We start from the raw sequence: 5,452 nt of genomic DNA on the forward strand, positions 1-5,452 counted from the left end.
ACAAGATCACGCTGCCCAGACGTTCTTCTACTGTTCATGCTAAACGTTGTTTAGCGTACTTTCCACACGATGGCCTCTATAAGCACCGACATGTCGACTGATATGGTCCGCTGGACGGTTTCGGTCTCCCGCGAAACCGATATCGCCGTACGTGGTTTCCTGGCGCAGCATGGCATGAAGAAAGGCGACCTGTCGCGCTTCATCGAGGAGGCGGTGCGCTGGCGTGTGTTCGACAGGACGATGGCGGAAGCCCGGAGTGGGTTCGCAGATATGGAGCCGGACGCGCTGGAGGACCTGATCGGTGAGGCCGTGACCGCCACGCTGGCAACAGACAAGTCCAGCTAAAGCGTGCGTCTGGCCACCAAGACCAATCTTCTCATCAGTGCCCTGCTTTTTGAAAAATCCCTGCCAGCGTATCTGCTCGGGCTATGGCAGGCAGGACAATGCGAGTTACTGACTTCGACCGAGCAGCTAGACGAACTGCGGCACGTGACCCGGTATCTCAAGATCCTCGCTCATCTGCCGCCTGCCCTCTGATCAATGAAGGTCGGGACTTGACAGCTCTCATTGCGGATCAGCCAGAACATTATTAGGCTATTGTATATAGAGCAAATATGATGTCAGCATGCTCTCATGCTCTCATGCTCTCATGCTCTCATGCTCTCATGCTCTCATGCTCTCATGCTCTCATGCTCTCATGCTCTCATGCTCTCATGCTCTCATGCTCTCATGCTCTCATGCTCTCATGCTCTCATGCTCTCATGCTCTCATGCTCTCATGCTCTCATGTTAACACGATGACATTGAAATGAGTGCCAACACATCGGCTGGAGATATATGAAATGTTCGGTTCGATTAAATTATTCGTTTTTTGTGAGTTAGATATTGAGTTATCAAAATATCATGATAATGAGTTAATATGTTAACACGGAAACATGATGGCATGAAAACAATCGCGATCATTAGTCAGAAGGGGGGGGCTGGGAAGACGACGCTTGCCCTGCACCTGGCGACCAGTGCCAGTGCCGCTGGATACGTTTCTCTTATCCTCGATACAGACCCTCAAGCGACTGCAAGTTCATGGAAAGCGTGGCGAGGGGATGCCGACCCGGATGTGGTGGATTGTGCAGCCCACGCCTTGTTATCAAGAAAGCTGGAGCAAGCCTCTGAACTAGGCGCAGAGCTATCAATAATAGATACCCCGCCTCATGCCGATATTATGGCGCGTGAGGCGTGCCGTGTCGCTGACTTCTTATTGATTCCATGTAGACCACGCGCTTTCGATATGGATGCTGTCAGAACAACGGCAGAACTTGTGCGAGCCAGTGGCAAGCCTGCCTTTGTGATTTTTACTGCAGGGCCTCCTCGTGCGCCTCAAGTTTATAGAGAGGCGGCTGCGGTCGTGGCGCAGTTCGGCATCCCTGTTGCTCCTGTTGTCTTGTCAGAGCGTGCGATTTTTCATCATAGCGTTGGTTCCGGTCAGACTGCGCAGGAAGCGGAGCCGGAAAGCAAGGCTGCTGCTGATGTGGCACGGTTGTGGAATTGGGTGTGTGATCAAGTTAACATGCCATCACACAAACAAGATGATACAAAAACACGTTAGCAAATTTCTAAGTTAAGGACGTACAGCATGAGTCGGTTTGCTGGTCTCAAAAAGACGGTCGCGCCATCGGTTGTGGAACCGGAAGCGCAAGCAGTGGTAGAGAAAGCCCGCCCGCGCAATCCGAGAGAAGGTAAGCGGGCTGTGGTGGGATATTTTTCCCCAGCGGTTAGCAAGGGACTACATCAACTCGCCCTTGATACTGATACAACTATTCAGGGTTTGATTGGGGAAGCCATTGATGACCTGATGCGTAAGCACGGGCGCCATCCTTTTGGAGAGCGCTGACCCCTATTTCACGTAGAAGTATGCTTGTATATTTGCACAATCAGGGTTGACCGCGCTTAGCAAACCACGTCTCGCAGAACTTGATGAAATGCCGCTCGGGATTCTTCGGGGCGATCTCGTTATCACCCAGCCACATACGCCATTCTCTTTCGAGATGGTGTACATCCCAACCTGGTGCGACGTTCCGAGCATCCCCGTAAATATCAGGATCGAGCGCGCCCATCCAAGCCTCTGCTGCGGGCTCGGCAGCTTTCATCGTGCCGCGATTGATAAATGTTACCATGTCTTTCTGGAGATCGAATTCGACACGGTAATCTGGCAGATGATCGCTCGCTGCGAGATTTTTTATCATCTGTCGGAATAGCTTTTCTGGGCTTTGAGAGCCTGATTTTTTCAACAGAATCTCAAGAGAGACTTTCCATGCTGTTTGCTGACCGCAATGCTTGCGGGCTAGTTCATAAACGCGTCGTTCCAACGGTTTGCGTAGCCGGAAATAATCACGGTGTAGTGTCAGAACATCATTGCTCTTGATTGCGTTAAAGACCCAATCCGACAGCTTGATTTCGCAATGCAACAGGCGGCCGTCGAGGCCGAGTTTACGGCGGATGGATGAAGCGTCGATCAGGCCAAAACCGTCCACCTGTTCTTCGTCGCCTGTGACAATGTTGGTGCGGATACGGGTTCCCTCAAGGCGGTCGAGGGCTTCGATGAGGGCCTTATAGTCTTTACCTGCCGTACCGCGATTGGTGAAGATAAGTAAGTCACGGCTGCTGATCCGCACCCGTTGCGATACCTTCTCCCCGGCTTTTAGCTTCGCCATGATCTGTGAAATGCAGTAGATCAAAATATCCTTGTCGTAGATTGTAGCAAGACCCTTCACGCTTGGCGTGATTTCCAGCCATTGCCCATTATGCTCATAGCGGCGAATGGAAGTCTCAGGTTTTTTGGACAAGGAATAGAACGGATGCTCCATTTGGGGCATCACATCCTTAAGTACCGCATCTGCCACGTCGCAGATGAACAGGTCATGCTGAGGATGACGCTCCGGTAAAAGAGCCTCATAAACAACTGGCTGATTCGGGGTTTCAGATACCATAACTTACGTTCGGGGTTTCAGATACCCGTGTCAAGTGATTCGGGGTTTTAAATACCGGAAGCAAGATTCGGGGTTTCAGATACCAAGATTCGGGGTTTTAAATACCAAGATTCGGGGTTTTAAATACCAAAACAGCGGAATTATGATAATTTATCTTTTTAAATCATCTGCTTATGGACCCATTGGAATCCCTTAACACAGAATCTAACACATATTTAACACCGTCTTTGGTTTCTCATCCTGTGGATAATTTCTCAAATCCTAAAAATTCCAAATTTAAATTTGATCACCGCCTCTTGGGGGCTCTGCCCCCGCCGGCTCGCGGCCTACGGCCGCCCCGATCGCGCTTCGCGCGATCTCCCACCCGGCATCCCCCTGCTCGCCCTTTCCGGGCTGCGCTAAACGGACACGCCTTCGGCGTGAAAATATCATATGACAATGCGATAAACGCATCCTCCCCGCCTGCGTCGGCACCTTCGGCGCCCTACGGGGCTCCCGCTCCGCGCTCGCCCGACGCCTGCAACGCCAGAAAAACCGGGCAAGACCGCAATCTGCTCAAGACACAACGGAGTTCAAACGGTCATTCAGCGACTCACATGTTGCAGCATGCCCACCAGGCGCTACAGGGCGACCATACAGGCGTTACCAAACGTGGTGACTAGTTGGGGTAGACCATAGAGGGAATTACGCTCTGTACGGCCTCCCAGAGTGCTCTACGGGCATTGCAGGGAATTGACGGCCTGGTCACATCCTTTTACCTGCCTTCTTGAACAGGGGGCAGGCCATGTGTATGATGTGTAAATGAAGAGTGCCGATCTGATCCGGGAGCTGGAAAAAGCAGGCTGGAAGCTGGATCGCGTGCGCGGTTCACACAACGTCTTCAAACATCCATCGCGACCAGGGATCGTGGTCGTCCCTCATCCCAAAAAGGATCTGGGCACCGGTCTGGTTGCCGCCATCCGCAAACAGGCGGGTCTCTAGGAGGATCATCATGCGCTATCCGGTTGTTATCGAACGGGGCAGCGAGACAACGGCATTTGGCGTTGTCTTTCCTGACCTCCCCGGCTGCTTTTCGGCAGGCGACACGCTCGATGAAGCCATTTCCAATGCGGAAGAGGCCGCTGCGGCATGGATCGACGCCACGCTGGATGCCGGAGAGGCTGTGCCTTCTCCCAGCACGCTCGACGCCATCCAGAACAACCCGGATTATGAGGGCTGGACAGTGGGCTTTGTCACCATTGATCCGGCCGTCCTCGATGACCGGGTGGAACGGGCGAACATCTCCCTTCCCCGCCGCGTTCTGGAGCGGCTGGATGCGCTTGCCAGATCATCCCATGAGAGCCGTTCCGGCATGATCGCGGCCATGACCCTGCAGGCAAGGCTTAAGCCGGTGGTCAGGAGCAAATGAACAACCAGAACAGGGGAGATCGGGCGATGTAGGTACGCCCGGAAATCACTCCGTGCGTCATGGAGGGGAAGCTCCCATGTCTCGCACCTATCATCACAGCCGTAGATACGGCCGGAACCATCGCTGGGCCAACCGGCCGGATCGCTGTGGCTATGGAGGCTCACGTGATGCCTCTGAATCTCCAAACTGGTACAGCCATCTGCACGATATCCGCCCTGGCCGTCATCATGACAGGCATATTGCCCACCTGATCATCAAGGGCGATCTCGATCCTCTCGAGGCGGTCTTTCCGTATACCGGAACCAGACGCCCCCACGAATATTACTGGTAATCTTCAGCGCGGGATTTCGTCTCTTCCCTCAAATACCCTAACCTGACCTGATGATTGAAGAACGCGCAGTCAATGACTGCAATGCTGTCATTGCCTAATGGAGGTTCCCGTGGCCGTCATGACCATCCGCAATCTCGATGACAGTCTCAAGCACAGGCTTCGTCTGCGCGCAGCACAGCATGGGCGTTCCATGGAGGAAGAGGTGCGCGATATCCTGCGCTCGACTCTTTCCGCTGAAGTGTCGCAGGGGGTGGATGCCGGTCAGGCCATCCACCAGCGTTTTGCCAGGCTGGGCGGGGTAGACCTGCCTGCCGTGTCCCGTGAGGCCATCAGGGATGTGGATTTCGGAGTGTGATCGTTCTCGACACCAACATCCTCTCCGAACTGATGCGCTCCGGGCCTGACGGGGCGGTGCTGGCCTGGATGTCCCGTCAGTCCATGATGACCATCTTCATTACGACCATGACCCAGGCCGATATCCTGTATGGGCTGGCGCTGCTGCCGGAAGGACGACGGCGGGATCTGCTTGAATTATAGGTTCATTGAACCTATAATTTAGCATGAGGCCACGGCGGACAGTCGAAGACCTGTCATTCGAAATGGACGATGACCAGAGCAGTGATCCGATCGCAACCCTGGTTATTCAGGCTCCCGGTGTCGTTCTGATGGTCATGGCTGAATTCAGTGTCGATCGATCCCAAGGATTCATGAAGCTGGCCAAGACTCACAT

Annotated in this window: 10 protein-coding genes; 9 read left to right on the top strand and 1 reads right to left on the bottom strand. The window is 53.6% G+C overall.

Features of this window, described 5'->3' with window-relative positions:
- Nucleotides 1–90: 90 nt before the first annotated feature.
- The 4 genes from DV027_RS16870 to DV027_RS16885 all read left to right on the top strand — a co-directional run bounded on the left by DV027_RS16870 (nt 91) and on the right by DV027_RS16885 (nt 1,887).
- On the top strand, nt 91–345 hold the full coding sequence (locus DV027_RS16870) for a ribbon-helix-helix domain-containing protein (protein ID WP_010517099.1): 255 nt from the start codon (nt 91–93) through the stop codon (nt 343–345).
- Nucleotides 346–348: 3 nt separating this feature from the next.
- Complete coding sequence (locus DV027_RS16875) at nt 349–537, top strand: PIN domain-containing protein (protein ID WP_010517100.1); 189 nt, start codon at nt 349–351, stop codon at nt 535–537.
- Between the two features lie 405 nt (nt 538–942).
- Complete coding sequence (gene parA, locus DV027_RS16880; protein ID WP_010517102.1) at nt 943–1,602, top strand: ParA family partition ATPase; 660 nt, start codon at nt 943–945, stop codon at nt 1,600–1,602.
- A gap of 27 nt (nt 1,603–1,629) precedes the next feature.
- On the top strand, nt 1,630–1,887 hold the full coding sequence (locus DV027_RS16885) for a ribbon-helix-helix domain-containing protein (protein WP_081500038.1): 258 nt from the start codon (nt 1,630–1,632) through the stop codon (nt 1,885–1,887).
- A gap of 40 nt (nt 1,888–1,927) precedes the next feature.
- Here the strand turns inward: DV027_RS16885 and DV027_RS16890 are convergent, their stop codons facing one another.
- Nucleotides 1,928–2,983, bottom strand: coding sequence for a replication initiator protein A (locus tag DV027_RS16890; RefSeq protein ID WP_019092487.1), 1,056 nt, complete (start codon nt 2,981–2,983; stop codon nt 1,928–1,930).
- Nucleotides 2,984–3,784: 801 nt separating this feature from the next.
- Here DV027_RS16890 and DV027_RS16895 point away from each other — a divergent pair.
- From DV027_RS16895 to DV027_RS16915, 5 genes are all read left to right on the top strand, one after another.
- Entirely contained in the window at nt 3,785–3,964 is a 180-nt protein-coding gene (locus DV027_RS16895) for a type II toxin-antitoxin system HicA family toxin (protein WP_019087453.1), read from the top strand.
- A gap of 10 nt (nt 3,965–3,974) precedes the next feature.
- Nucleotides 3,975–4,391 (top strand): type II toxin-antitoxin system HicB family antitoxin, encoded by a 417-nt coding sequence (locus tag DV027_RS16900; RefSeq protein WP_010518062.1) that lies wholly within the window; start codon nt 3,975–3,977, stop codon nt 4,389–4,391.
- A gap of 76 nt (nt 4,392–4,467) precedes the next feature.
- Nucleotides 4,468–4,722, top strand: a complete 255-nt coding sequence (locus DV027_RS18165) for a hypothetical protein (RefSeq protein WP_082071262.1) — start codon at nt 4,468–4,470, stop codon at nt 4,720–4,722.
- 97 nt (nt 4,723–4,819) lie between these two features.
- On the top strand, nt 4,820–5,077 hold the full coding sequence (locus tag DV027_RS16910; protein WP_019087450.1) for a FitA-like ribbon-helix-helix domain-containing protein: 258 nt from the start codon (nt 4,820–4,822) through the stop codon (nt 5,075–5,077).
- A complete protein-coding gene (locus tag DV027_RS16915; protein ID WP_010518059.1) occupies nt 5,074–5,259 on the top strand; it encodes a PIN domain-containing protein in 186 nt (61 codons plus the stop codon). The genes DV027_RS16910 and DV027_RS16915 overlap by 4 nt, the downstream gene beginning before the upstream one ends.
- Nucleotides 5,260–5,452: the final 193 nt, after the last annotated feature.

Origin of the sequence: Komagataeibacter xylinus (genome assembly GCF_004302915.1) — a bacterium.
GTDB lineage: Bacteria > Pseudomonadota > Alphaproteobacteria > Acetobacterales > Acetobacteraceae > Komagataeibacter > Komagataeibacter xylinus_C.